The organism is Paenibacillus ginsengihumi DSM 21568 (assembly GCF_000380965.1).
Taxonomy (GTDB): domain Bacteria; phylum Bacillota; class Bacilli; order Paenibacillales; family NBRC-103111; genus Paenibacillus_G; species Paenibacillus_G ginsengihumi.
On sequence record NZ_KB905674.1, the window covers coordinates 1 to 2,331 of the forward strand.

Below are 2,331 nucleotides of genomic sequence, written 5' to 3' on the forward strand. Positions count from 1 at the left end.
CATCCTTTTCCTTTTCTGTGATACGGTCATTATATTCAGCAACTTCCGGACAGGCAATCCCATCAACAATTGGACGTTATGCTTCAGCGGTAACAATATAAGATCAAATGGATGGTGGCTGCAGTCAGCAATCCAAAGTGAAAATATCCTCTCTTCCGTAGCATGGTGACCTCAAGGGATTTGGAGAATCTTATTCTCCCGTAGTGGAGTAAAAGGCTCTCCTTGTGTTATAAATCGGTATTTTGATACTATATTTCTAAAGAAACTGTTTCCAGGAGTATTCGTTTACAAATATACGAGAATGCAGTAATCCGTTCGCCTCACCATAAGCGTCATTTCAATTCAGTGTAGCCAATCTCCATGACCTTCTCTTGGTAACAAAAAGGAGCTATACCTGTCAATTACTGAGATAGGTAAGCTCCTTTTAGACCAATCTTTAATCAAAACGACAAAAGCACATTTGAATCCCTAGAATCCCCATGTTGTAATTAAAAAATTGTATTCCTCAACCTCAATGCAAAACCCTTTGTTAAGATCTGGTGAAACAAATAATAAATCAACTTTTAAATCACTTAACTTGCTTATAATGCAATCGAATACATCGTTTATTCGGATTCTTACCCCACCTCCATATTTTCCATCTAAATAAAATAAGATAACTGGCTGATCACTAACATCTCTTACTCTCTTATAAATCTCTTCACTGACCTCTAAAACCTCTTGGTAAGTTCCACATAAAATATTGTCTTCTTTAAAAATTCTTTCATAAGCTCTTTTTTTTATTTCTCTTGATTCCTCATAATTAATAAGTTGATCGTCAACCAAATGATAGTTAAATAAGCTTCTATACTTTTCTTTAAGCTTTATCCGCTCGGAATGAATTTTCTTCTGAAGAATAAGTTGCTCTATCCTACTTTTACCATCTTCCACGTCGTTTTCTTCCCTCCGTAAAACCATCCTTATCTTCAGGATAATGTCCTTGAACATGAGGATGATCAGGATCTTTACCTAAATTTTTATACCTCTCACCTTCTTGGAACAGATTTTGGCCGTCATACTTTGTTGTTGCTACATGGAAATGCAAACCGCGACCATTTGGATCATTGCGATGCTCGATAATATATTTCTCTACAAATCCTTCACTTTCCTTAACAACGAATTGGTATACTTTCATAGGTTCACCAGTTTTACCTCTGTTATTTACATTAACCCATCCTTGCTTAACTGGACTCATAGAAGTAGGTATTCCAGCATCTCTTTTTGCTTGATTAAAGGCTTGTTTTCTCGTCGGATTTTTTCCTAATTTACAGTCAGGTTCGGTATCATGTGTATTGTTATTCGTATCCTTACTATACTTCATCAACCCCAACGGATCAATAAAGCCAACCGGATCTCCATTCACATACGCAAAAAGGTTAAACGTCTGCCCATCGGTTATTTCCCCACGCAGCACATCTCGGTTCAGGAATCGTTTCAAGCCTGGGTGATAATACCGCGCCCGCATGTAATACAGCCCATTCGGATCTGTCATGACACCATCCCGACCGTTGTAGCAGAACGGCTGCCGGGTAGAGCCTTCGTGCGCTTCCAGTTCGCCGTATACTCCGTACGTGTAACGGTCGGTAACGCGACCATGCTTGTCGGTCAACAGGGTCGTACTGCCACGCGAATCTGCATGTTTACCGTCTCGAGGCGGTTGTCCTTGGTGTAGCTCATTGTCAGGTGGGGATGGGTAGACGACTCGCCAACGGAGGTGATGTTTCCACCTGTATCATACGTATAGTAGAGCTTGCGCCCCGGCATCGCTCCGCTTGTCAAACGGCGCAAGGCATCGTAGGTGTACTGCTTTTCTTCCTCCTGCATGATCTGCCCCAGTTCGTTGTAAACAAACCGATACTGCTGGAGCAAGACACCCTGGGCATTTTGATCCCACAGGCGAAGCAATTGTCCGGCGGCATCGTACTGGCGGTGTTCCACGGTGCCATTTGGTCGTTCGGTTCGGATCAGGCGGTGGTTTTCATCATAGGCATAACGGGTGACGCGACCTGCCCAGTCGGTTACGGCTGTCAGTTGGTCTGCAAGATTGTACGTATTTTGAAGCCTTTTCCTATCCGGGTAGACCAGGTTCGACAGCCTGCCGCCTGCATCATACGTGTAGCGCAGCGTCTCGACAAAATTTTTTATTTTAGGTCGTCCCCAAAGTTGTTATCTTAAACTCGGAGATAAAGAAAAAAAAGGATGATGTACAATAGTTTGTGTAACCAGAATTTGTGACCTGCAGGCGCAAAAAAAGTAGGGTATCTTGGAGTGTGCGTAAACCACAAGAAAGGA

3 protein-coding genes are annotated in these 2,331 nt (G+C 42.4%); all 3 read right to left on the reverse strand.

The genetic code is table 11. The features are described 5' to 3' along the window. Positions 1-468: 468 nt before the first annotated feature. Genes F591_RS0126865 through F591_RS33190 form a run of 3 tightly spaced genes read right to left on the reverse strand, consistent with a single transcriptional unit; the run spans position 469 to position 1,977 of the window. Positions 469-930 (reverse strand): YxiF family protein, encoded by a 462-nt coding sequence (locus F591_RS0126865; RefSeq protein ID WP_083935635.1) that lies wholly within the window; start codon positions 928-930, stop codon positions 469-471. Further along, a complete protein-coding gene (locus F591_RS33185) occupies positions 917-1,648 on the reverse strand; it encodes an RHS repeat-associated core domain-containing protein (RefSeq protein ID WP_245581146.1) in 732 nt (243 codons plus the stop codon). Before F591_RS33185 ends, F591_RS0126865 begins: the two co-directional genes overlap by 14 nt. Further along, positions 1,645-1,977, reverse strand: a complete 333-nt coding sequence (locus F591_RS33190; protein WP_245581147.1) for a hypothetical protein — start codon at positions 1,975-1,977, stop codon at positions 1,645-1,647. The genes F591_RS33185 and F591_RS33190 overlap by 4 nt, the downstream gene beginning before the upstream one ends. Positions 1,978-2,331: the final 354 nt, after the last annotated feature.